Origin of the sequence: Nitrosomonas sp. (assembly GCF_019635155.1) — a bacterium.
Taxonomy (GTDB): domain Bacteria; phylum Pseudomonadota; class Gammaproteobacteria; order Burkholderiales; family Nitrosomonadaceae; genus Nitrosomonas.
Map to the genome: position 1 here is coordinate 32,049 of NZ_JAHBZY010000006.1, position 22,878 is coordinate 54,926.

The following is a 22,878-nucleotide window of genomic DNA, read 5'->3' on the forward strand; positions in this document are numbered from 1 at the left end:
TCAAAGCGAATATGCTGCGATGCCAATGGATTTTCTGCCCATTTTTTTAAAAATAACAAACAAAGCCTGCCTGGTTGTCGGTGGTGGTGAAGTTGCTGTACGCAAAGTGATGTTGTTACTACAAGCAGGAGCGCAGGTTTCTGTAATAGCTCCGAAGATCAATGACGCATTAACTGAGCTTGTTGCCCGAGGCACCATCGTACATCGTGCGGAGCTTTTCCAATCCGCGCATTTGCACGATCAAACATTGGTCATCGCTGCTACCAGCGATCACGCATTGAACCAGAAGGTATCCGAAATTGCTCAGCAGTTGCATATTCCAGTCAATGTCGTGGATAACCCGGAATTATGCACTTTTATTATGCCGTCCATTGTTGACCGATCTCCTTTACTGATTGCCATATCCAGTGGCGGACAATCGCCGGTACTGACTAGACTGTTACGTGCGCAACTGGAAACTATCATACCTGCCGCCTACGGGCGGCTCGTTGCGATGGCCGGGAAATTCCGTGAATACGTCAAGCAACGGATTATGCATCCGGATAAGCGCCGTTTATTCTGGGAAGAAGTTTTGCAAGGGCAACTGACAGAGTTGGTATTGGCTGGAAAGGATAAAGCAGCAGAGGAATATTTGCTGCAATCTCTTGAACAGGGAAGAAATAACCCTCCGTATGGTGAAGTCTATCTCGTTGGTGCAGGGCCGGGTAGTCCGGATTTACTGACATTTCGCGCCATGCGCTTGATGCAACAAGCCGATGTAGTGGTTTATGATCGACTGGTTTCTCCAGAGATTCTAAATATGGTGCGCCGTGATGCGACTCGTATTTATGTCGGTAAGGAGCGTAACCGGCATACCTTGCAACAGGAATCGATTAATCAACTGCTGGTCCGGTTAGCCCGGGAAGGCAAGCGGGTGCTGCGCTTGAAAGGCGGTGATCCATTTATATTTGGCCGTGGTGGCGAAGAAATTGAAACTTTGGCATCTCATCATATTCCCTTTCAAATAGTACCTGGAATCACCGCGGCTTCAGGCGTCGCGGCCTATGTCGGTATACCACTGACACATCGGGATTATGCGCAATCGTGTATTTTTGTGACCGGTCATCTCAAAGATGGCACAATCGATTTGGATTGGCCGCAGCTTGCGCGGCTGAATCAAACCATTGTCATTTATATGGGATTGCTCGGTTTACCAATGCTTTGTCAGCAATTGATGATTCACGGTCTGCCTGATTCCACGCCTGCCGCAATTATTCAGCAAGGCACCACGCAGAAACAGAAAATTGTTATCGGGACGCTGCAGACATTGCCGAAGCTGGCTGAAGACGCGCATTTGACTCCGCCTACATTAATCATCGTCGGAGAAGTGGTAAAATTACACCAGCATCTGGCATGGTTTGAACCAACGGAAGAAACTTCCGCAGCTGAGATCATCGCAATGAACTCAGATAGCTAAGAGTTTAATGAATTTAAAAGGGATTTATGCTAACAATTACAGTAACTCAGCGGCGTGAACTGAAAGCTCAAGCGCATGCATTAAATCCGATCGTCATGATAGGGAAGTCTGGATTGTCCGCTAACGTTGTTGGAGAAATTGAACGCGCATTATCGAGTCATGCCTTAATAAAAATTAAGGCTCAGGTGGATGATCGCGCAGCCAGAGATGTTGTGCTGGAAGAGATATGCCAGTTGACCAATGCCGCGCCGGTACAACATGTGGGGAAAGTTTTTGTTATTTATCGCCCCAAACCGGAAGAAATAGAGAAAAAACTGGAACGTGTACCTTCCAAGAAGAAACGTCCGCCTTTACGTAGAAAGCGGGATTTTCAGAATGAATGAACGTATCGGCATTTAGATGTATTTGACATCCAGTATTTCATATTCGCGAATACCGCTTGGTGCCTGAACTTCTGCGATATCGCCAGCATATTTTCCGATCAAAGCTCGTGAAATGGGAGAACTGATAGAAATTTTTCCATCTTTGATATCCGCCTCGTCGTCTCCAACGATTTGATAAGTAACTATTTCACCGTTTTGCAAATCCTCCAGTTCGACAGTGGCGCCGAAAACGCAAGCGCCATCTGCATTGATAAGCGCCGGGTTAATGATTTGGGCGCTGGAGAGTTTGTTTTCCAGTTCAGCGATACGTCCTTCAATAAAACTTTGTTTTTCCTTGGCAGCATCGTATTCGGCATTTTCTGAAAGATCACCATGTGAACGCGCTTCAGCAATTGCAGCAATAACCGCAGGGCGATGTACCGTTTTCATCTCATGCAGTTCTTTGCGCAAGGCTTCCGCTCCCGCTACCGTTAATGGAATAGTACTCATTGTAATTTCTTACCTTTTATGTTCATCTACTGATTAATTGTACTGGAGTGAATTACACGTGCTCTTGTGTTTTAAGCTGTACATGCAATTTTTGCAAGTTATATGTTTGCAATTCACGTTTGTCGGTGATACCCATACAAGCGGCACGCGCACCTGCCAGCGTTGTATAGTAAGTTACTTTCGCTTGAAGTGCAGCATGGCGAATCGAATAAGAATCCCGTATCGCGCTGCGGTGATTTTTCACTGTATTGATAATCAAGCTGATTTCGCCATTTTTAATCATATCAACAATGTGGGGCCGGCCTTCCGCTACTTTATTAATGATATTAACGTTAATTCCGGCTTCTGTGATGACTGCGGCAGTACCACGTGTAGCATAAAGGGAGAAGCCAAGTTCTGCAAGGCTTCGTGCGATTTCAATGGCGTGTAGTTTATCTGATTGCCGTACACTGATAAAAATCTTTCCGGAAGTCGGCAGGCGCACGTCGGTAGCTAGCTGGGATTTAACAAATGCTTCCGCAAAAGTAGCGCCCATGCCCATGACTTCTCCGGTTGACTTCATTTCGGGGCCCAATATGGTATCAACGCCGGGGAGTTTAATAAAAGGAAAAACAGCTTCTTTGACTGAAAAGTATTGAGGAATTACTTCCTGGGTAATGCCTTGGTGGATCAAAGATTTGCCGACCATACAGCGTGCTGCGATTTTGGCAAGCTGCAAACCGGTTGCTTTGGAAATGAACGGTACTGTCCGGGATGCTCTGGGATTGACCTCGAGCACATAAACCGTATCGTCCTGGATGGCAAATTGGACGTTCATTAATCCCAGCACATCTAAAGCTCGCGCCATTTCAGCCGTTTCGCGGCGCAGCTCATCAAGAATCTCGGGCGCCAGATTGAAGGTCGGTAAAGAACAAGCGGAATCACCGGAGTGAACGCCGGCTTGTTCGATATGTTCCATGATTCCACCGATAAGCACGGTCTCACCATCGTAAATAGCATCGACATCCACTTCGGTGGCATTGGTCAAGAAATGATCCAGCAATACCGGCGAATCGTTCGAGACTTTCACAGCCTCCCGCATGTATCGCTCCAAATCGGCTTTCTCATGAACGATTTCCATGGCTCTTCCACCCAAAACATAACTGGGCCGGACTACCAGAGGGTAGCCGATTTCCTCGGCGGCAATCAGTGCGGCTTCAGGATTTCGTGCGGTACGGTTAGGTGGTTGATGCAACCCTAATTGTTGCAACATTTGCTGGAAGCGCTCACGATCTTCGGCACAATCGATCATGTCCGGGCTGGTGCCGATAATCGGAACGCCGTTGGCTTCCAGATCTCGAGCAAGTTTTAACGGAGTTTGACCACCATATTGCACGATAACGCCATCGGGTTTTTCGACAGCTACGATTTCAAGTACATCCTCAAGCGTCAGCGGTTCAAAATACAAGCGATCCGAGGTATCGTAATCGGTTGAAACCGTCTCCGGATTACAATTGACCATGATGGTTTCAAAGCCATCTTCACGTAATGCTAACGCAGCATGAACGCAGCAGTAATCAAATTCGATGCCCTGACCGATACGGTTAGGGCCGCCACCCAATACCATGATTTTCTTTTTGCCAGTCGGATTGGATTCGCATTCGTCTTCGTACGTGGAATACATGTACGCGGTACTGGTTGCAAATTCGGCAGCACAGGTATCGACGCGCTTATAAACCGGATGCAGATTATGGAGATGGCGGTGCGCGCGGACAGCCGTTTGGTCGGTATTGAGCAATTTTGCTAGACGACGGTCGGAGAAGCCGCTGCGTTTGATTTTACGCAAGGTTTGCCGGTCCAGATCCGTTAATTTGGTGGTTTTTACTGTTTGTTCTTGCTGGATGAGGTTTTCGATTTGCGCCAGGAACCAAGGATCGATATGCGTCAATTGGTGAATTTCATCCAATGATAATTGGCAACGGAAGGCATCGGCAATATACCAAATCCGGTCGGGACCTGGATTGGCGAGTTCGGAGCGTATCGTTTCCAGATTATCGGTTTTCTCGTCCAAGCCGTCGACACCGGTTTCCAATCCCCGCAGGGCTTTTTGCAGCGACTCTTGGAAAGTACGGCCAATCGCCATCACTTCCCCGACGGACTTCATTTGCGTTGTCAGCCGATCATTGGTTTGCGGAAATTTCTCAAATGCGAAGCGTGGCACCTTGGTGACGACATAATCTATGGTCGGTTCGAACGAAGCCGGCGTGACGCCGCCGGTAATATCGTTTCCCAGTTCGTTCAAAGTGAAGCCGACGGCCAGTTTTGCAGCTATTTTGGCGATCGGGAAACCGGTTGCTTTGGACGCTAATGCGGAAGAACGCGACACCCGCGGATTCATCTCGATAACCAGCATGCGGCCATCGTGCGGATTAATCGCAAATTGCACATTGGAGCCGCCGGTTTCCACACCGATTTCACGTAATACCGCAATGGAAGCATTACGCATGAGTTGATACTCTTTGTCCGTTAGCGTTTGTGCCGGTGCGACGGTGATCGAGTCGCCGGTATGGACGCCCATTGGGTCGAGATTCTCGATGGAACAGATAATGATGCAATTGTCGTTTTTGTCACGCACGACTTCCATTTCAAATTCTTTCCAGCCAATGACAGATTCTTCGATCAATAATTCTTTGGTAGGGGAAGTTTTCAAGCCGCGCTCGCAAATATCCAGAAACTCTTCGCGATTATAGGCAATGCCGCCTCCGCTGCCGCCCATCGTAAATGAAGGACGGATAATCACCGGGTATCCCAGCATCGCTTGCACTTGCAGCGCTTCCTCCATGCTGTGAGCCACGGCGGAACGAGCGGAATTTAAATCGATGCGCGTCATCGCCTGTTTAAATTTTTCCCGGTCTTCAGCCATGTCAATGGCTTCGCGCGAGGCGCCAATGAGCTCGACGCCGTATTTTTCCAGCACGCCATGTTTGACCAGATCCAACGCGCAATTCAACGCCGTTTGCCCGCCCATGGTTGGCAGCAATGCTTGCGGACGTTCGATTGCGATGATTTTTTCCAGCATTGTCCAAGTAATGGGCTCGATATAGGTTGCATCCGCCATTTCCGGGTCCGTCATGATGGTTGCCGGATTCGAATTGACCAGAATGATGCGATAGCCTTCTTCGCGCAGCGCCTTGCAGGCTTGCACGCCGGAATAATCGAACTCGCAAGCTTGACCAATGATAATGGGACCGGCACCGATGATGAGTATGGATTGAATGTCGGTACGTTTAGGCATACTTATTTTTGGATGAATACTGAATGTTGTTAAGGATGATCGTGAAGATTGTTTTTGTAATGCTGCATCATAGCGATGAATTTATCGAACAAATAATCGGCTTCATGCGGACCCGGACTGGCTTCCGGATGGCCTTGAAAGCAGAAAGCCGGTTTATCGGTCAGTTCAAATCCCTGCAGACTGCGATCGAATAGCGATACGTGAGTAATACGGACATTGGCAGGCAAGGTGTCGGCATCGACAGCGAAACCGTGATTTTGGCTAGTGATGATCACTTTTCCTGTGGCGAGATCCTGGACCGGGTGATTGGCGCCATGATGACCGAATTTCATCTTGACGGTGCGTGCGCCGCTGGCAAGTCCAAGCAACTGATGACCAAGGCAAATTCCAAAAATCGGAATGTTTTTCCGCAACAATGTTTGTGTTGCGGTGATGGCGTAACCACATGGTTCCGGATCACCGGGGCCATTCGAAAGAAAAATCCCATCGGGTTGTAATTTGAGAATTTCTTCAGCCGATGTTTGCGCGGGTAAAACGGTTACTTTGCATCCGCGTTGCGCCAGTTTGCGCAGAATGGTGCGTTTAATGCCGAAATCATAGGCGGCGACATGAAATTCCGGATTTTCCCGTGACCGAAAACCGGATTCGAGCGACCATTCACCTTCTGTCCAGGAATACGCCTGGCGACAACTGACAACTTTGGCGAGATCCATTCCGGCTAGCCCGGGGAATGTTCTCGCAGCTTGAAGCGCTTGTTCCTCGTCAATGGATCCTGCCATGATACAACCGGATTGCGCGCCTTTTTCCCGCAGAATGCGCGTCAATTTCCGGGTGTCGATTTCCGCAATTGCGACAACATTCTGATGTTTAAGAAACTCGGATAACGTATGGGTTTTGCGGAAATTGCTCGCGAGGAGCGGTAGATCGCGAATTACCAGGCCGGCAGCATATACCTTGTTAACGTTACCGGATTCATAATCTTCCAAATTGGTGCCGGTGTTGCCAATATGCGGATAGGTCAAGGTGATGATTTGTTGGCAATAAGAAGGATCGGTTAAAATTTCCTGATAACCGGTCATTGCCGTGTTGAATGCCACTTCACCGGTATTGATGCCTTCAACACCAATAGACACGCCACGAAAAATTGTTCCATCGGCAAGTGCGAGGATGGCGTGCGGTCGTTGTGACACAAAAACTCCTTGGAAACTGACAAGATCTGGAAAAAGGACCGGACAATCGCTAAAAAGCCCTGGCTATTGAAGATCGAATTATACGTGAAAACGGTTTGTTTTTGTATGCGCGCAGTTTCACCGTACTGTTTGGTTTTTTGATAAGTTAGGTTAATCTGACCGCTTGTTTCGTGGATTTATTCAAGCTAGGGAAGTATCGATTGATTTACTGTGCGCGCTAATCGTCGGTTTTCTAAATTAGTTGAGTATGGTTTTGTTTCAATGCAATTGCCAGGTAGTATTATGAGTGTGAGTTTCCGGGCAATAACCATGATTTTATGGAAGGCGTCGGCGGATAATAATGTCATCAAAATAAAATTAATTATTAAATCATGCATGTTTTTAAATCTAAAATTGACAGATGGATATTGGTTTGCTTCATTCTGTCGGTTATCGCTTGTCTGATGGGCGTATCGGTCATGCTTAAGATTGGTGGAACCGCCAATTATGTGATGATTGCCGTCATTATTATCGCCGGTATCGGTTTTCCTTTATGGATTTTGGCATCAACCCGATACATCGCCGATCAGGAAAATCTTAAAATTATCAGCGGTCCGTTTTCGTGGATTATTCCGATTCAATCGATAATATCCATCCAAGAAACGCAAAGTGCGATAACAAGCCCGGCTTTATCGTTCGATCGTTTGGAGATAATCTATGGCGAAGATAAAGCCATTGTCATTTCACCGCTTGATAAAGCAGGATTGATCGAGATGCTGGGGCATGAGAAATTGATGGTTGTTGATAAGATTTCAAAGAAGATCTCGAAGAAAAATAAAAAGAACCGGAAAAACGGATGATTGTGACGGAATTGATATTATGAGGGAATCATGGTTAATGCTCATCGAACAAAGTCTCAACTGCTAGAAGAACTGCGGCAATTACATTCCGAACTTGCCGAAGTCAAGTTGATGACAGAAAAACGAACCCATGAACTTTACGTCAGTGAAGAACGATTTTCTTTGGCTATGCGAGGCGCTAACGATGGGCTCTGGGATTGGAATCTGGAGACGGATGAAGTTTATTATTCGCCGCGCTGGAAGAGCATGCTGGGTTTTGATGAAGGCGAACTGGAGAATAATTTAAATACGTGGGCGCGCTTGGTTCATCCGGATGACAAGGAAGTCGTGCTGGGAAAGGCTCATGATTATATTGATGGCCGCAAAGATTCTTTCGAAGTGGAAATGCGCATGCATCATAAAGACGGGCATGAAGTATTTGTATTATCGCGGGCGTTTTTAGTAATCCGTGAATTCGACGGTAAACCGCTCCGCCTGGTCGGAACGCACGTCGATATTACCGAACGTAAAGAAACCGAGGCTTACGAAAGCAAACAAGCCGAGATACTGGAAATGATCGCGATCGGCCGTCCGGCATCTGAGATTTACGATGCGATTGCGCTCATGTACGAAGCCCGGCATCCGGGAATGCGTTGCTCGATGCTGGAACTGAGCGGCAACAAGCTGATGCACGGCGGAGCGCCGAGTTTGCCGAAAGAATATTGTAAAGCTGTTCACGGTTTGGAAAACGGACCGAGCGTCGGATCCTGCGGCACATCGACTTTCACGGGGCAGCGGGTTCTGGTGGAAAACATTGAAACCGATCCCAAATGGGAAAAAATCAAGCATTTCGCATTACCGCATGGCATGCGTTGTTGTTGGTCCGAGCCGATTAGAAATTCCGAAGGAAAGGTTCTGGGCGCGTTTGGCATGTATTACGACCACCCGGCGTTGCCCGATGAACAGGAATTGAAAGACCTTGTTGCTGCAGCCAGGTTGACTGGAATCGTGATGGAACGCGATCAAGCGCAAAAGCGCATACGCCGGTTGGCTTATACCGATGAATTGACCGGCTTAGCCAGCCGCGCTTCTTTTATTCAGCACCTGGAAGAAGTCACCAAAGCTTCCATTCGGCATGGCCGCCATTACGGACTGCTATACATTGATCTGGATGATTTCAAAAGTGTGAACGACAGTCTGGGGCACGATGCCGGTGATTTGCTGCTTCAAGCGCTGGCGCAGCGTTTAGTGGCCACATGCCGTGAGTCCGATTTTGTTGCGCGGCTGGGCGGCGATGAATTTTGTATCCTGATCGAAGAAATAGAACAAGATTATGCCGCTAATGTGGCCAAACGCTGTCTTGAAGCAATTTCCCAACCGATCGAAATTTATTCCAGGAAACTGACACCGACTTGTAGTATCGGGATCGCCTATTTTCCTGATGATGCAGAAGATTCGTCGGCTTTGTTGAAAGCGGCGGATATTTCGCTTTACACCGCCAAAGACGATGGCAAAAATCATTATGCATTTTATCAGGCAGAGCTTACCCATAAAGCGGAGTATCGTTTTCAAATCGAACAGAGTTTGAGGGAAGCGATTGAGAAACAGCAGTTATCGCTGGTTTTTCAGCCTCAGATTAATATCGAAAGTGGCGAAATTTTCGGTGTCGAAGCGCTATCCCGATGGCTTCATCCCCAATTGGGTCAAGTTCCGCCGAGCGATTTTATCGCTACCGCTGAAAGGATTGGCATGATTAAACCTCTGACCGAATGGGTGCTGCGAACCGCGTGCGATCAACTGGTCGCATGGAAGGAACAAGGATTATGCTCGCTTCGTGTAGCGGTCAATATTTCTCCCAGTCTTTTTCTCGATAACGCATTTGTGCGACTGATCAAACGGATTATAGATGAAATCGGAATCGCTCCGGCTGAATTGGAACTGGAAGTGACCGAAGGGGTGGTGCAAACCGATCCGCGGAATCTTGCAATCTTCCAGGACTTGAAAGACTTGGGCGTGTTGTTATCCATTGATGATTTCGGAGCCGGTTATTCATCCTTTGCGTCATTAAAGCATCTCAAAGTGGATTATCTGAAAATCGACAAATATTTTATTGACGATATGCTGGTCGACAGCAAAACGTTTATTTTGATCGGCTCGATGGTGGAAATGGCACAGAAACTGGGGTATGGAATCATCGCTGAAGGTGTTGAGAAACTGGAACAACTTGATATTCTGAGGAACCTTGGCTGTGAAATCGTGCAGGGTTATTTGTTCAGTAAACCAGTTAATGCCATAATCCTCTCGGAATTGCTCCACAATGAAACGCACAGAGAGATTCTTGGTCAATGCCGGATGGATAAAATTGTGTAAGCGGGTGTGACTGGAAATTGACTGCCACCCGGAATCCGGCTCTATTGAGCAAGATTCCCGGCTGAGTTACAAAAAATGAATTAAGCGTTTGTTTTTCTACTGCGCAGCATGAAACCCAGCATTCCTAAGCCTGCGAGCAGCATCGCGTAGGTTTCAGGCTCCGGAACGGCGGATACCGATACGTTATCGAGCAATAGCCCGACATTATCTCCACCCAGATTCTCAAAGCTGAAGCCATAAACACCCGAAGCCGACGGGGTGAAACTCAGATCATATGCTGTCAGCGGGGCGCTACCGCCTAACGTAACCGACGTACTGGCGGTACCGAAATTGATGTCGACGGTTTCAGTCGAGCCGCGCTGGCTGCCGGCCAAGTCGAATGACAGTGTATAGGTAACACCACTGATTAAATTGACGCTATTGGCAAAAACACCGCTATTACTGGTGCTACCATCCAAATCGATATAGTTTCCATTGCCGGGTAAAATATCGTTGAAACCGGTTCCGATTAAATCAACCGTGCCGCTGGAAACTGTCCATCCGCTTGCAACAGGCGGCGTCCAATTGAGTGTCAATGGCGAGTAGCTATCGAAATTATCGGAAAAAATAGTGACTGCCGCACTGGCAGGCGCTGCGAATATGGTGGTTATCGCTGCTGCAATAACAGTTGATTTGAGTTTATTCATGGAATCTCCCAATTATTTTTTTGGTTAATCGATGCATCTAATTCGTTGAGCCGGGTGTGATGTATTTGTTATCGCAATTACAAGCGATTGTAAGTATTGCTTTATTAACCCACATTCCCAATCATGATGGTAGTCATCGGATTATGCGGATGCAATAGCTCATGACTCCCGATTTTTTCTAGTACATTTGTCCTATTTTTTGCAGTGGCTCATGGTCATAGAGTCAGCGATTCACCGGAATAGACTTGTGCAAGTGACGGCAAAAGACATACAATGACGTCCTCGTTTTAGTAATGAAACCAATCAATTGAAGTCTTGCCGCTGTTGGCGCGTGCGCATCTTCTTACCCGGTAAATGAATCAACACTTTTCTAATCAACTTTATCTGTTTGGCATCCTGTTTCTGTGGTGTTGGACATCGTTTGCCGTTGCGGATGAAAAAATTGTCCACGTCATCGATTTTTCTGGAAAGTCGAATGGCAGCGCCATTTCCTGGCTGGAGGAACGAGGATTCGAGTTACAGTTGGATGCCAAAAAATTGAACCCGAGATTTGAAAATGATGCCTTGGTGATCAGCGCTGACGGTGAAATGGCCGGATTGTTTGGGTTGCAGCTGCAGCAACAGAATTTTATTCACAATGTTAAGCGCGTGGAAATCGTTTGGGGCGTGAATAAGTCTCCACAGGGTGCCAATTGGAATGAAGGGATTAACAGCGTGCCCATTGCCGTGATGTTGTCATTTGGAACTGAAAAACTTTCAAGCGGTTTGCCTTTCGGTGTCTATGAAGCCCCCTATTTTTTGAGTCCTTTTATCGGCAAAGCGGATGAAGTGAATCGCATGTATGTGGGCAAGCTATGGAAAAAGGGCGGGCGGTATTTTTGCGTGGCTTCCGGCGATCGTCCGGGTACGGTCATTACCACCGATTTTGAAGTCGACGAAAAATTCCGCGCTACTTTCAAGCACACTAAAACGCCGCCGATTACAGGGATCGCTTTTCAAGCCAATACCAACAATACCCAAGGCGGCGCCGAGGCGTTTATCAAGAAGATTACCTTTTTATCCCACTAGAATTGATTATTGGCTTGATTCGTTCTGATAATCTGTTAATAGCCCGACCGCAATAATGACGATTCCGGCGGCGACATAAAAATTGCGCGCAATTTCATCGGTGGAAAAACCTAAAATAAAGGGTATCGCAACCAATGTAGGTCCGACAATACGTTCAATCCATCCATGGATTGGGAATGGGATGATTTTCACGATGCCTAAAGGAAAATCGGATGCTAGGGTGACCATCAAATGAACGACAGCCAGGCAATATGCTAATAAGGCAGGTAGCTGATTCAGTTCAAATAATGTCGGTGCCAGCGAAAACAAAAATACGGTGAGAATATCGAGATAACCATGTATACGCGGTGAGATTAATGTCATGCCAATGCTCCTGTGTGAAAAACGGCCAACCACTGCGGTTGCCCTCTATATCACAGTAATACAGCATTGGTGCGGTGTCTGTTAGCTACATAACACAATTGCGCGAATAGATGTTATTTTGAGCGGTAAGCGTTAGTGAGTGCGGTATCGTTGATGCAGATCTGGTCACGGGTATAGTCAAGTATGCCGTTGCTTCTGAAATTGTTTAGTAGGGTGCTGACGACTGAGCGGCTGGCACCGATCAGATCCGCCACATCTTGCTGCGTTAAATGGATTTCCAATGCATAACCATGCGAGCATTCTATTCCAAACATGTCAGCCAATTCCAAAAGCGTTGTTGCAAGGCGCATCTCGACCGGTTGCGTTAAAATGGTTCTGAGTTTGTGTTCGATGTTTTGCTTTCGTGCGTAAGTTTTCTCAAAAACAGGCCATAGCAATTGCGGGTGTTGTAGCAGCAGAATCTTAAAATCGTGATGCGACATTTGATAACATTGCACATTTCCAATCGCTTGTGCGGTTTCTTCCATTGTGTGAGGTTCGGGGTGATTGGGTAAAAAACCCAGGACTTCTCCCTTTTTAATTAACGCGATAGTGACCTCAGTTCCCTGTACTGTCAGATACGATAACTTTACGATTCCACTTTTGATCCAAAACACATGCGAGTTTGATTCACCCTGACAATACAGAGAGTTCTTGCTCGCAATATCGATTTCACTGATAGAAGGAAATTCATGTTTAAATTGCGCCACATTGGTTTCGAAAAAATCATCCGTCATCGGAGTAACTATTGTTAAGTCTTACAAAGGATCGGGTGTTGCTCCCCTATTCATATTCGCACCATCATGCAGCGATAAAACACAGGGACTGATTTCATTATTTGGACAATCCGGTTATGCATATAACAACTTGTATTCCGGTTTGGGAGTGACTTTACGAACTCTAATTAATTATTATTTAATCAATGACATAACGCATTGTTGAATATGGTGACGATAAATGCCGATCGTCACCCCACCACAATCTCGATCAACACCTCGTTCGGATTCACTGATTCGCCTTTGATCACGTGTACGGCTTTGACGATACCGCTGATCGGAGCGGTGATTTCGGTTTCCATTTTCATCGCTTCGGTGATTAACATCGGTTGCCCGGCTATAACTTTTTGGTCGACTTTGACGAGCACGTCGAGGATGTTACATGGCATGCTGACAACGACGTCGCCTTCATTGGAAGGGCTGCGGCGTTTACTGCCGATGGTGCTTTTGACGGCGCCTTGAGTGCCGCCATCGAGCACGATTTCATCGAGCGTTTCGACGACGATTTCTTCCGGCATGCCGTCGACCATGAAATAAAAATGCCGTAGCGTGTCATTCTTGGGACCGGTACCGGTGACTTTGACGTGATACGACTCGCCGTGCAACGCTACGTTGAATTCGGTGGGCGCTTTTTGTAAACCATCCGCTGCTGTCGTTGTGACTTCTAGCGGTTCGGGAACCAAATGGCCGGTCGAGCGCAATTCCAGAAATTGCTTGCCAATTTCCGGGAACATGGCATAGCTCAACACGTCTTCATCGTTGAGCGCCAAATGGCCGATTTCATGGCGCAGATTGTCGAATTCCGGTTTCAACAAATCCGCGGGGCGGCAGTCGATGATTTCTTCCTTGCCGATGGCGCGTTTTTGCAGTTTCGTATCAATCGGCGCCGGTGCTTTACCGTAGCCGCCCTGCAGGTAGCGTTTGACTTCGTTGGTGATGGTTTCGTAGCGTTTACCGGTGAGTATGTTCAGCACGGCTTGCGTGCCGACGATTTGCGAAGTCGGCGTAACCAGCGGTGGATAACCCAAGTCTTTGCGCACGCGCGGAATTTCCGCGTAGACTTCGTTGATGCGATCCAGGGCGTTGCGTTCCTGCAATTGATTGGCCAGATTCGAGATCATGCCGCCGGGTACCTGGAATACATGCACGCGGGTATCGACGCCGGTGAATTCGCTCTCGAAACGATGATACTTTTTACGTACTTGCGCAAAGTGATCGTTCACTTCTTGCAGTCTTTGCGGATCCAAACCGGTGTCATAGTCCGTGCCTTGCAATGCCATCACCAGGCTTTCGGTCGGCGGATGGCTGGTGCCGCCCGACCAGGATGATAGGGCGGTGTCGATATGCCGGCAACCGGCTTCGATAGCTTTAAGCTGGCACATTTCCGCCAACCCGGCGGTCGCGTGCGAGTGCAGGTGAATCGGTAAATCAATCGTGTCTTTCAATGCTTTGACTAACTCGCTGGTAGCATAAGGCGTTAACAATCCGGCCATATCCTTGATGGCGATCGAATCACAGCCCATAGCCGCCAGATCTTTGGCAAGGGACACGAAGCTGTTGATATCGTGCACCGGGCTGGTGGTGTAACAGATCGTGCCTTGCGCGTGCTTGCCGGTTTCCTTGGTTGCTTCAATCGCGGTTTTGAGGTTACGCACATCGTTGAGCGCGTCGAAAATGCGGAATACATCCATGCCGTTGGCTGCGGCGCGGTTGATGAAGGCGCGGACCACATCGTCGGAATAATGCCGGTAACCGAGGAGATTCTGTCCGCGCAACAACATTTGCAACGGTGTATCCGGCAGTGCGGCTTTGAGCTTGCTCAAGCGCTCCCATGGGTCTTCTTTCAAGAAGCGCAGACACGCGTCGAAAGTGGCACCCCCCCAGCATTCCAACGACCAATAACCGATCTTGTCCAGCATCGCGCAAGCCGGCAGCATGTCTTCGGTGCGCATGCGCGTGGCGATCAAGGATTGGTGCGCGTCGCGCAAAATAACATCGGTGATATGAACTTTTTGCATAGATTTTCCTTCGCTATCCGATATTCCGGATGCTATAAGCCGGTGTGCGACGCGACTACCGCGGCGATGACGCTTGCCAGCACTTCCGGCCTGGGTTTATCGGAATAATTGATGAGATTCGGGTTTTGCTCGACAAAACCGGTGTTGAATTTGCCGGCGCGGAATTGCGGGTGTTTCAGAATCTTCAAATAATACGGAATCGTGGTTTTGATGCCGAACAATCCCATGTCGCGCAAGGCGCGCTGGCCACGCTTGATGACATCTTCCCAGGTTAAGGCGCTGACAATAACTTTCGCGACCATCGAATCATAATACGGTGGAATTTCGTAACCGGTGTAAATCGCCGCATCGGTGCGTACGCCCGGGCCGCCGGGTGCGTAATAGCGCGAAATACGGCCAAAACTCGGCAGGAAATTGTTCTTCGGATCTTCGGCGTTGATGCGAAACTGGATCGCATAGCCGCGCCGCGCGATTTCTTCCTGTTTGAATCGCAGCGGTAAACCGGCGGCAACGCGGATTTGTTCTTCGACGATGTCGACGCCGGTGACGGTTTCGGTGATGGTGTGCTCGACCTGCACGCGTGTATTCATTTCCATAAAATAAAACCGGCCATCATCGTCGAGCAAAAATTCTACGGTTCCGGCGTTGGTATAGCCGACCGATTTCGCCGCGATCACCGCAAGACCGCCGAGATACTGGCGTTGCGCTTCGTCGAGCTGTGGTGATGGCGCAATTTCAATGAGTTTTTGATTGCGGCGTTGAATCGAGCAATCGCGTTCGTACAGATGAATCACATTGCCGTGATGATCGGCCAGTACTTGCACCTCGATATGTTTCGGATTGACGACGCATTTTTCCAGAAACACATTGGCGCTACCGAAGGCCTTGGTCGCTTCGGAAATGACCCGGCTGTAATTGCGTTTTAATTCCTCGGCGTTGTCGCAGCGGCGAATACCGCGCCCGCCGCCGCCGGATGTTGCTTTCAACATTACTGGATAACCGATCTTTTCGGCAACTTGCGAGGCCTCGTCAATCGAATGCAAATTACCGTCCGATCCCGGTGTGACCGGTATGCCGGCAGCGATCATCGCGCTGCGTGCTTCGGTTTTATCGCCCATGCGATGGATCACTTCCGGCTTGGGGCCGATGAAAATCAATCCACGTTCCTTGCATGCACGCGCGAATTGCGCATTCTCGGACAAGAATCCATAACCCGGATGCACCGCATCGCAACCGATCGCTAATGCTAAATCGACTAATGCATGAATATTGAGATAACACGCCATCGGTTCACTGCCGATGCAATACGATTCGTCCGCTTTTTTAACATGCAGGGCAAAGCGGTCTGTTTCGGAATAGATGGCTACCGAGCGGATGCCCATTTCAGCACAGGTGCGAATGATGCGTACCGCAATTTCACCACGATTGGCAATAAGAATTTTGCGTAACATAAAGTTTAAGCGTTTAAATAATGATCGCACATATTCTACTCGATCAGTTCCACTATTTTATCCGACATTCTGCTTTACACCAGCCATCAACGATAAATCGTGATAAACCAGCCATTCGGGGCGGCGCTGAAATTAAATGTTAGCCGGTTGTATCTATTATAAAAAATATGAGATACCAAACAAATCCATAAAATGACATTTGTTTCTTAATCTGGCAAAACAGGAAATGGTATAAAATAAACGAAAAATATGAAACATATCGATCAATTAAACATACACTTATTCTTCTCAGTATGTTAATCAAGCTTCGTTAACCAAGGTTTGTGGAACTATCATTATGGCGGAACCGGAAGTAAAAAAAGAAAATTGGGAAAAAGATTTGTTGGAAAATCTTGCGCTATCGTCTTTGCGGGAACAGCAGCGGGCCCGTAGGTGGGGGATATTTTTTAAATTACTGACGTTCGGTTATCTATTCATATTGTTGTTTGTCGGGATGGGCTGGATCGAAGATGGAAAAGTACGGATCGCGGAGAAACATACGGCGATTATCGACTTGGAGGGAATGATTGTTCCCAATGGTATGAGCAGCGCCGACAAGATCAATGCGAGCTTGCGTTCGGCGTTTGAGGACAAGAGTACTAAAGGCGTGATTCTGCGCATTAACAGTCCCGGAGGAAGCCCTGTTCAAGCGGGACATATCAATGATGAGATTCGCCGCTTGCGTGCTAAATATCCGGAAATTCCGGTTTATGCAGTGGTCAGTGACATCTGTGCATCCGGTGGTTATTATGTGGCTGCTGCTGCGGATCAAATTTATGTTGATAAAGCGAGTTTGATCGGATCAATCGGTGTCTTGATGGATGGTTTTGGTTTTACCGGCACATTGGAGAAGCTGGGCGTTGAACGGCGGTTATTGACTGCCGGTGAGAATAAAGGGTTTCTCGATCCTTTTTCACCGCTGGATCCGGCTCAAAAAGCGCATGCGGCCACTTTGTTGCGAGAGATACACGAGCAATTTATTCACGTTGTGAAATCGGGCAGAGGGGAACGCCTGAAAGACGCGCCGGAATTGTATAGTGGAATTGTTTGGACTGGACAGAGAAGCATCGATTTGGGGCTTGCGGATGCGCTGGGTAGCGCGGACTATGTTGCCCGCGAAGTGATCAAAGCGGAAACCCTTGTGGATTTTTCACCGCGTGAAGGATTGTCGGATGTATTTGCTAAACGATTCAGTCAAATTGCATTGAATTTATTGTCTGAGAGTGGCGGATTCTGGACGCTCAAGTGATTTGATTCGTTTAGGGACGTTCTGAAAAATGATTGCATTTGGTCACGTTGCGTTGAAATCGGACTTGGAATGCTTGCTTTTTCACCTGATTTTACCTTTCTGACGATCAATGGCTAGTTTCCACTGATTATTTCCGTCAATGTGCGTTGAACACCGGTTTGCCAATCGGATAATTGCAACCCCATCGCTTGTTTCAGTTTACCGGTATCCAGGCGGGAGTTGAACGGACGCTGGGCGGGTAGTGGAAATTCGCTGGTTGGTATGGGTTGCAAGCTGCCGGAGTGAACTTTCAGAGGATAGTTTGAAGCTTCTGCTCCTGCCAGGATGACCTGGGCGTATTCAAACCAAGAAGTATAGCCGTTTGCAGTCAAATGATAGATGCCGTTTGCCAGTGGTTGGCGCCCGGGCAGCAGCGCGTATGCGGTGATATCGGCAATCAATTCCGCGCCGGTCGGTGACCCGATTTGGTCGTTTACGATTTTGAGCGAATCACGCTGCTGCGCCAGACGCAGAATGGTTTTTATAAAATTGTTGCCGAAAGTTGCATAGACCCAGCTGGTACGAAAAATCAAATGCGAGCAGCCCGATGCGTGGATGTGTTGCTCGCCTTCAAGCTTGGTTTGACCATAAACATTCAAAGGCTCCGGAGGATCGGTTTCAACAAACGGCCGATCGCCACTGCCGTTGAACACATAATCAGTTGAGTAGTGGACGAGCCGGGCGTTTAAATGGCTGGCTTCTTGCGCCAGCAATCCAGGTGCCTCGGCGTTCAGAGTACGGGCCAGTGCCGGTTCCTGTTCGGCTTTGTCGACTGCAGTGTAGGCGGCGGCATTGACAATGATATTGGGTTTTAAGGTCCTAATGGTGCGTTGGATTCCGGAAAGATCGCGGAAATCGCCGCAATAATCGGTACTGTTTGAACTAAGCGCGATGAGATCGCCTAACGGTGTCAGGCTGCGCTGTAATTCCCAACCGACCTGACCATTTTTGCCGAACAACAGAATTTTCATGCTATTGTCGGCCGTGATAGTTTTTTTCCAGCCATGTCCGGTATGCACCGGTCTGGATATCCGCGATCCACTGCGGATGATTCAAATACCAAGCAACGGTTTTACGAATCCCGGTATCGAAGGTCTCAGCCGGTTTCCAATTCAATTCCCGTTCTATTTTTTGTGCATTAATCGCATAGCGCCGGTCATGACCTGGCCGGTCTTTAACATAGGTAATCAAATGCTGGAAGTTGGAACCGGGGCGATATTCCTCTAATAATGCGCAAATCGTTTGTACGATTTCGATATTGGCCTTTTCGTTCCAACCGCCGATGTTGTAGGTTTCGCCGGGTATGCCGGCCTCCAGTACGCGGCGGATAGCCCGGCAATGATCGGTGACATACAACCAATCGCGGATTTGCAAACCATCCCCATATACAGGTAACGATTTCCCCGCTAACGCATTGGCAATCATTAGCGGGATCAATTTTTCCGGGAACTGGAAAGGACCGTAATTATTTGAACAGTTGGTTGTCAGTACCGGTATTCCGTAGGTATGGAAATAAGCGCGCACTAAATGATCGCTGGAAGCTTTGCTGGCTGAGTAGGGGCTGTTGGGTTGATAACCGTGTGTTTCGGTAAACGCCGGGTCGTTTTTCTCTAATGTGCCGTACACCTCATCGGTGGAAACATGCAGAAAACGGAAATTGGCCCGGGAACCGGATTCCAATCCAAACCAATAAGACCGGACCGACTCCAGCAGGCGGAAGGTGCCAAGGATATTGGTTTGAATAAAGTCTTCCGGTCCATGAATTGAGCGATCCACGTGACTTTCCGCAGCCATGTTGATGATCGCGCGCGGTTGATGTTCATTCAAAAGCCGCGATATCAGTTGCGTATCTCCGATATCGCCCTGTACGAAAATATGCCGCGAATCCTCGGATATGGATGATAGATTCTGCAAATTGCCGGCGTACGTCAATTTGTCGAGATTGATGATTGGTTCGTCGGATTGTGCTAACCAATCCAGTACAAAATTACTACCGATGAATCCGGCACCTCCGGTAATTATGATCATTCGAATTTCCTGGAAGAATAAGTTGGTTTCTTAAAGGTTATGATGAAGTGTATGATGCCTTGCTATCGTACTATCTTTATTCATGATTCCAAATCGGTACTATTCCGATGTCATTCGATTTTACTTGGAATTCGCAATCGATACCGATTCCCGGCACCCATATAAGTTGCTCATTACAAAATAATAATGGCATGATTTGCCGCCGCCAGGGTGGTATGGATGCTTCCTGTAACAGATTCTTCAAGTTTCTTCGGGGGCGATTGCAAGCGGGTTTGAAATACTCTCCGCCTTGCCGTGTTCGTATTGTAATCCGTTCATTGGCTATTTTTTGTTGATCAATGCCTTGGTTTTTTATGCGCATAAACATAATCTTGCTTTTTATAGGGTCGAGTGTTAATTCCGCTTCTCCATGCCAGCAATATTGGCAGTACTGTGGGGTTGCGACTGAAGCGTGTTTGGTTAAAACGTGAACGAGCCCTTGGTAGCAACGGATCTCAGCATGGCCAAAATGGATATGGATTTGACGATCGACTTGGGCTGACAACAACTGCCGCAAAATATCTTCTAATTTTACCGAACTGGGAAGCGGAATATTGTGTCGAGACAGGTGATAACGCAGAAGATTTTTGGCGCGAGTATAGCTTAGTGCTCGCAAATTTTCGAGGGAGAGTTTACCTGAGATCAGACAATAGTCATGATCGATTTCTGCCAACTCATCAAGTAGCAAAGAAGCTTCTGATAAGTGACGGCTGGTACGGAGTAATGTTTTGGCATAGCTCGGGTAGCGTTTTTTTAGAACAGGGAAGATCTCATGGCGCAGGAAGTTCCGATTGATTGCGATATCGTCGTTGCTCTCATCATGAATCCAATCAAGCTGATTTTGCCGTGCGTACGTTTCTATTTGTTCTCGCGAGACATTCAATAGCGGCCGCAGCAGCTGCGAAGTGGATGCGGCGGATTGTTTTCTAATCAAAGGCATGCCGCTCAAACCTTTAATGCCGGCGCCGCGTAGCAATTGCAACAAAAGTGTTTCAGCTTGATCGTCCAGATGCTGCGCCAATACGATATAGTCGGTTGGTATCTGATCGAATACGCGATAACGTTCTTCCCGCGCGATGGCTTCGAGACTGGTGCCGGTTTTTTTATGAATCTTCAAATATGCGACATGAATGGAAATGCCATGGCGATGACAAAGATTACAACAAAACTGACTCCAGTGCATTGCGTTGCGGCTGATGCCATGATTGACATGAACCGCATAGAGTGAAAAAGGTATTTTCCCGGAGAGTTTGGAAAGCAAATGCAGCAAAACAACGGAATCAACGCCACCGCTTAAAGCAATGGTTAATCGGCTATCGGGTTTGATATGTGCATGTAGTGCTTCTTGAACATTACACAGCAAGCTATTCGACTTTGACTTCCTTAAATGCGCCATATGTCATCAGCCGATCCAGGCGCCTCTCCAGCAGCGTTTCAATGGGTTGATCTTGGAGTTTACGCAGAGATTCTTGTAAAACATTTTTTACGGATTGCATGATTGCCGGATAATCACGGTGTGCGCCTCCTATGGGTTCGGCGATGATGCTGTCGATTAAATTCACCGCTTTTAACCGATCGGCGGTAATGCCCATGATCTCCGCAGCTTCCGGCGCTTTGTCGGCACTTTTCCATAAAATGGATGCGCAGCCTTCGGGAGATATCACCGAGTAAGTCGCATACTGCAGCATGTGAATGACATCACCGACCGCGACCGCCAAAGCACCGCCTGAGCCGCCTTCGCCAATAATGACGCAGATAACTGGAACACGCAATTCTGCCAGAACGTATAGATTCTTGCCGATAGCTTCCGATTGTCCGCGTTCTTCAGCGTCAATACCGGGATAAGCGCCAGGAGTATCGATAAAAGTAATGAGCGGAATTGAAAATTTTTCAGCTAAGCGCATTAGGCGCAGTGCTTTGCGATAGCCTTCCGGTTTGGGCATACCGAAGTTGCGATAAATTTTTTCCCGGGTATCTCGTCCTTTCTGATGACCGATCACCATCACGGTTTGACCGTTGAATCTTGCCAAACCGCCGGCAATGGCGTGATCGTCAGCAAAATTACGGTCGCCGTGCAGCTCTTCAAAATCGGTAAATAAATGCTCAATATAATCGAGTGTATAGGGCCGCTGCGGGTGCCGCGCGACTTGCGAAATTTGCCATGGCGTCAGCTTGGTGTATACATTTTTCGTTAGAGAAAGGCTTTTGGCTTGTAAACGAGCGATTTCGGCTGAAATATCGAGCGCTGAATCGCTTTGCGCAAAGCGTAATTCTTCGATTTTCGATTCAAATTCCGCAATATTCTGCTCAAATTCCAGAAAAGTGATTTTCATGTGAACTAGGGAAAAATCCAAAAGTGTGATGATACAGGATTTGTAAATAAATCTGCATGGCGAGTAAAACGAAATCGGGCGATTTCGTTTATCTGGTTTAATGAGGTTATTCCAGTAAAATGAATTCGTTCCGGGTACAGTAGAATTGTTCTTTATTCGTGTTAATTATCAAGGAGCAACTTGGGATGAAACGACGCACATTTCTTCAACAGATTGCTGTGCTACCAATTTTATCGACGTGGTTACCTATTCGAGTGTTTGCAAGCGATATCGCACAGGGGACGGTTCAGCCGCTAAAAAAACCTCATCATGCATGGCGTGAAATTTTATCGCCTGAGGCATTTCAGGTGCTATTCGAGGAGCATACCGAGGAACCGGGCAGCAGCGTGCTGAATGGCGAGTACCGGGAAGGCACCTATATTTGTGCCGCGTGTTATTTGCCACTATTTGAGAGCGCGCATAAATATGAAAGTGGCACCGGATGGCCAAGTTTTACTCAGCCGATAGCCGGACATATCGGAACCAAGCGTGACTATTCATTAATCTTTTTACGTACCGAATATCATTGCGCCCGTTGTGGCGGACATCAAGGGCACGTGTTTAAAGATGGACCGTCACCACGAGGTGAACGATGGTGTAATAATGGAGTGGCGCTACAGTTTGTATTGCAGTCTGAGCCTTTACCCGGATTGAGAAGCTGAGGTTGTAGTTGTTATAAGGTGCTGAGAATTTGTTTAGGGTTATTCCGCGCGCCTTCGTTTGAAAATATT

At 47.7% G+C, this 22,878-nt stretch carries 19 protein-coding genes; 7 read left to right on the forward strand and 12 right to left on the reverse strand.

What is annotated here, in order from left to right; all coding sequences use genetic code 11:
• The first annotated feature begins 25 nt into the window (after window positions 1–25).
• Together cysG and yhbY are read left to right on the forward strand one after the other, a co-directional pair.
• On the forward strand, window positions 26–1,456 hold the full coding sequence (gene cysG / locus KF839_RS05670) for a siroheme synthase CysG (RefSeq protein ID WP_292916868.1): 1,431 nt from the start codon (window positions 26–28) through the stop codon (window positions 1,454–1,456).
• A 26-nt stretch (window positions 1,457–1,482) separates the two neighbouring features.
• Entirely contained in the window at window positions 1,483–1,839 is a 357-nt protein-coding gene (gene yhbY, locus KF839_RS05675; protein ID WP_292916869.1) for a ribosome assembly RNA-binding protein YhbY, read from the forward strand.
• 12 nt (window positions 1,840–1,851) lie between these two features.
• Here yhbY and greA read toward each other — a convergent pair whose 3' ends face one another.
• Genes greA through carA form a run of 3 tightly spaced genes read right to left on the reverse strand, consistent with a single transcriptional unit; the run spans window position 1,852 to window position 6,792 of the window.
• The gene (gene greA, locus KF839_RS05680; RefSeq protein WP_292916870.1) at window positions 1,852–2,328 is read right to left on the reverse strand and encodes a transcription elongation factor GreA; all 477 of its coding nucleotides are present in this window, start codon (window positions 2,326–2,328) and stop codon (window positions 1,852–1,854) included.
• Between the two features lie 52 nt (window positions 2,329–2,380).
• Window positions 2,381–5,602, reverse strand: coding sequence for a carbamoyl-phosphate synthase large subunit (gene carB / locus KF839_RS05685; RefSeq protein WP_292916871.1), 3,222 nt, complete (start codon window positions 5,600–5,602; stop codon window positions 2,381–2,383).
• A 29-nt stretch (window positions 5,603–5,631) separates the two neighbouring features.
• The gene (gene carA / locus KF839_RS05690; RefSeq protein ID WP_292916872.1) at window positions 5,632–6,792 is read right to left on the reverse strand and encodes a glutamine-hydrolyzing carbamoyl-phosphate synthase small subunit; all 1,161 of its coding nucleotides are present in this window, start codon (window positions 6,790–6,792) and stop codon (window positions 5,632–5,634) included.
• A gap of 371 nt (window positions 6,793–7,163) precedes the next feature.
• Between carA and KF839_RS05695 the strand changes: the two genes are divergently transcribed.
• Window positions 7,164–7,631: a PH domain-containing protein gene (locus KF839_RS05695; RefSeq protein ID WP_292916873.1), complete on the forward strand. Its 468-nt coding sequence runs from the start codon at window positions 7,164–7,166 to the stop codon at window positions 7,629–7,631.
• A gap of 30 nt (window positions 7,632–7,661) precedes the next feature.
• Entirely contained in the window at window positions 7,662–9,980 is a 2,319-nt protein-coding gene (locus KF839_RS05700; RefSeq protein WP_292916874.1) for a bifunctional diguanylate cyclase/phosphodiesterase, read from the forward strand.
• An 80-nt stretch (window positions 9,981–10,060) separates the two neighbouring features.
• Here the strand turns inward: KF839_RS05700 and KF839_RS05705 are convergent, their stop codons facing one another.
• Window positions 10,061–10,666 carry a PEP-CTERM sorting domain-containing protein gene (locus KF839_RS05705; RefSeq protein ID WP_292916875.1) on the reverse strand — a complete coding sequence of 202 codons (606 nt, stop codon included), beginning with the start codon at window positions 10,664–10,666 and terminating at the stop codon, window positions 10,061–10,063.
• 354 nt (window positions 10,667–11,020) lie between these two features.
• Here KF839_RS05705 and KF839_RS05710 point away from each other — a divergent pair, with 354 nt between their 5' ends.
• The gene (locus tag KF839_RS05710) at window positions 11,021–11,734 is read left to right on the forward strand and encodes a hypothetical protein (protein WP_292916876.1); all 714 of its coding nucleotides are present in this window, start codon (window positions 11,021–11,023) and stop codon (window positions 11,732–11,734) included.
• Window positions 11,735–11,740: 6 nt separating this feature from the next.
• Here the strand turns inward: KF839_RS05710 and KF839_RS05715 are convergent, their stop codons facing one another.
• The 4 genes from KF839_RS05715 to KF839_RS05730 form a co-directional block, all read right to left on the reverse strand.
• The gene (locus tag KF839_RS05715; protein ID WP_292916877.1) at window positions 11,741–12,097 is read right to left on the reverse strand and encodes a hypothetical protein; all 357 of its coding nucleotides are present in this window, start codon (window positions 12,095–12,097) and stop codon (window positions 11,741–11,743) included.
• A gap of 113 nt (window positions 12,098–12,210) precedes the next feature.
• Window positions 12,211–12,873 (reverse strand): Crp/Fnr family transcriptional regulator, encoded by a 663-nt coding sequence (locus KF839_RS05720; protein ID WP_292916878.1) that lies wholly within the window; start codon window positions 12,871–12,873, stop codon window positions 12,211–12,213.
• A 230-nt stretch (window positions 12,874–13,103) separates the two neighbouring features.
• Window positions 13,104–14,930, reverse strand: coding sequence for a sodium-extruding oxaloacetate decarboxylase subunit alpha (gene oadA, locus KF839_RS05725; RefSeq protein WP_292916879.1), 1,827 nt, complete (start codon window positions 14,928–14,930; stop codon window positions 13,104–13,106).
• 32 nt (window positions 14,931–14,962) lie between these two features.
• Complete coding sequence (locus KF839_RS05730) at window positions 14,963–16,381, reverse strand: acetyl-CoA carboxylase biotin carboxylase subunit (protein WP_292916880.1); 1,419 nt, start codon at window positions 16,379–16,381, stop codon at window positions 14,963–14,965.
• A gap of 337 nt (window positions 16,382–16,718) precedes the next feature.
• Here KF839_RS05730 and KF839_RS05735 point away from each other — a divergent pair, with 337 nt between their 5' ends.
• Window positions 16,719–17,669: a S49 family peptidase gene (locus KF839_RS05735; protein WP_292916881.1), complete on the forward strand. Its 951-nt coding sequence runs from the start codon at window positions 16,719–16,721 to the stop codon at window positions 17,667–17,669.
• Window positions 17,670–17,782: 113 nt separating this feature from the next.
• Here the strand turns inward: KF839_RS05735 and rfbD are convergent, their stop codons facing one another.
• The 4 genes from rfbD to KF839_RS05755 form a co-directional block, all read right to left on the reverse strand.
• The gene (gene rfbD / locus KF839_RS05740; protein WP_292916882.1) at window positions 17,783–18,679 is read right to left on the reverse strand and encodes a dTDP-4-dehydrorhamnose reductase; all 897 of its coding nucleotides are present in this window, start codon (window positions 18,677–18,679) and stop codon (window positions 17,783–17,785) included.
• 1 nt (window position 18,680) lies between these two features.
• Window positions 18,681–19,736, reverse strand: coding sequence for a dTDP-glucose 4,6-dehydratase (gene rfbB / locus KF839_RS05745; protein ID WP_292916883.1), 1,056 nt, complete (start codon window positions 19,734–19,736; stop codon window positions 18,681–18,683).
• Between the two features lie 76 nt (window positions 19,737–19,812).
• Entirely contained in the window at window positions 19,813–21,138 is a 1,326-nt protein-coding gene (gene tilS / locus KF839_RS05750; protein ID WP_292916884.1) for a tRNA lysidine(34) synthetase TilS, read from the reverse strand.
• A gap of 1 nt (window position 21,139) precedes the next feature.
• Window positions 21,140–22,108: an acetyl-CoA carboxylase carboxyltransferase subunit alpha gene (locus tag KF839_RS05755; protein ID WP_292916885.1), complete on the reverse strand. Its 969-nt coding sequence runs from the start codon at window positions 22,106–22,108 to the stop codon at window positions 21,140–21,142.
• 185 nt (window positions 22,109–22,293) lie between these two features.
• Here KF839_RS05755 and msrB point away from each other — a divergent pair, with 185 nt between their 5' ends.
• Entirely contained in the window at window positions 22,294–22,809 is a 516-nt protein-coding gene (gene msrB, locus KF839_RS05760) for a peptide-methionine (R)-S-oxide reductase MsrB (protein WP_292916886.1), read from the forward strand.
• The last annotated feature ends 69 nt before the right edge of the window (window positions 22,810–22,878 follow it).

Excerpts from the sequence above, each read along its gene's own strand:
- cysG (WP_292916868.1), top strand. The coding sequence starts at position 26 with ATGGATTTTCTGCCCATTTTTTTAAAAATAACAAACAAAGCCTGCCTG.
- yhbY (WP_292916869.1), top strand. The coding sequence starts at position 1,483 with ATGCTAACAATTACAGTAACTCAGCGGCGTGAACTGAAAGCTCAAGCG.
- greA (WP_292916870.1), bottom strand. The coding sequence starts at position 2,328 with ATGAGTACTATTCCATTAACGGTAGCGGGAGCGGAAGCCTTGCGCAAA.
- carB (WP_292916871.1), bottom strand. The coding sequence starts at position 5,602 with ATGCCTAAACGTACCGACATTCAATCCATACTCATCATCGGTGCCGGT.
- KF839_RS05695 (WP_292916873.1), top strand. The coding sequence starts at position 7,164 with ATGCATGTTTTTAAATCTAAAATTGACAGATGGATATTGGTTTGCTTC.
- KF839_RS05700 (WP_292916874.1), top strand. The coding sequence starts at position 7,662 with ATGGTTAATGCTCATCGAACAAAGTCTCAACTGCTAGAAGAACTGCGG.
- KF839_RS05705 (WP_292916875.1), bottom strand. The coding sequence starts at position 10,666 with ATGAATAAACTCAAATCAACTGTTATTGCAGCAGCGATAACCACCATA.
- KF839_RS05710 (WP_292916876.1), top strand. The coding sequence starts at position 11,021 with ATGAATCAACACTTTTCTAATCAACTTTATCTGTTTGGCATCCTGTTT.
- KF839_RS05715 (WP_292916877.1), bottom strand. The coding sequence starts at position 12,097 with ATGACATTAATCTCACCGCGTATACATGGTTATCTCGATATTCTCACC.
- KF839_RS05720 (WP_292916878.1), bottom strand. The coding sequence starts at position 12,873 with ATGACGGATGATTTTTTCGAAACCAATGTGGCGCAATTTAAACATGAA.
- oadA (WP_292916879.1), bottom strand. The coding sequence starts at position 14,930 with ATGCAAAAAGTTCATATCACCGATGTTATTTTGCGCGACGCGCACCAA.
- KF839_RS05730 (WP_292916880.1), bottom strand. The coding sequence starts at position 16,381 with ATGTTACGCAAAATTCTTATTGCCAATCGTGGTGAAATTGCGGTACGC.
- KF839_RS05735 (WP_292916881.1), top strand. The coding sequence starts at position 16,719 with ATGGCGGAACCGGAAGTAAAAAAAGAAAATTGGGAAAAAGATTTGTTG.
- rfbD (WP_292916882.1), bottom strand. The coding sequence starts at position 18,679 with ATGAAAATTCTGTTGTTCGGCAAAAATGGTCAGGTCGGTTGGGAATTA.
- rfbB (WP_292916883.1), bottom strand. The coding sequence starts at position 19,736 with ATGATCATAATTACCGGAGGTGCCGGATTCATCGGTAGTAATTTTGTA.
- KF839_RS05755 (WP_292916885.1), bottom strand. The coding sequence starts at position 22,108 with ATGAAAATCACTTTTCTGGAATTTGAGCAGAATATTGCGGAATTTGAA.
- msrB (WP_292916886.1), top strand. The coding sequence starts at position 22,294 with ATGAAACGACGCACATTTCTTCAACAGATTGCTGTGCTACCAATTTTA.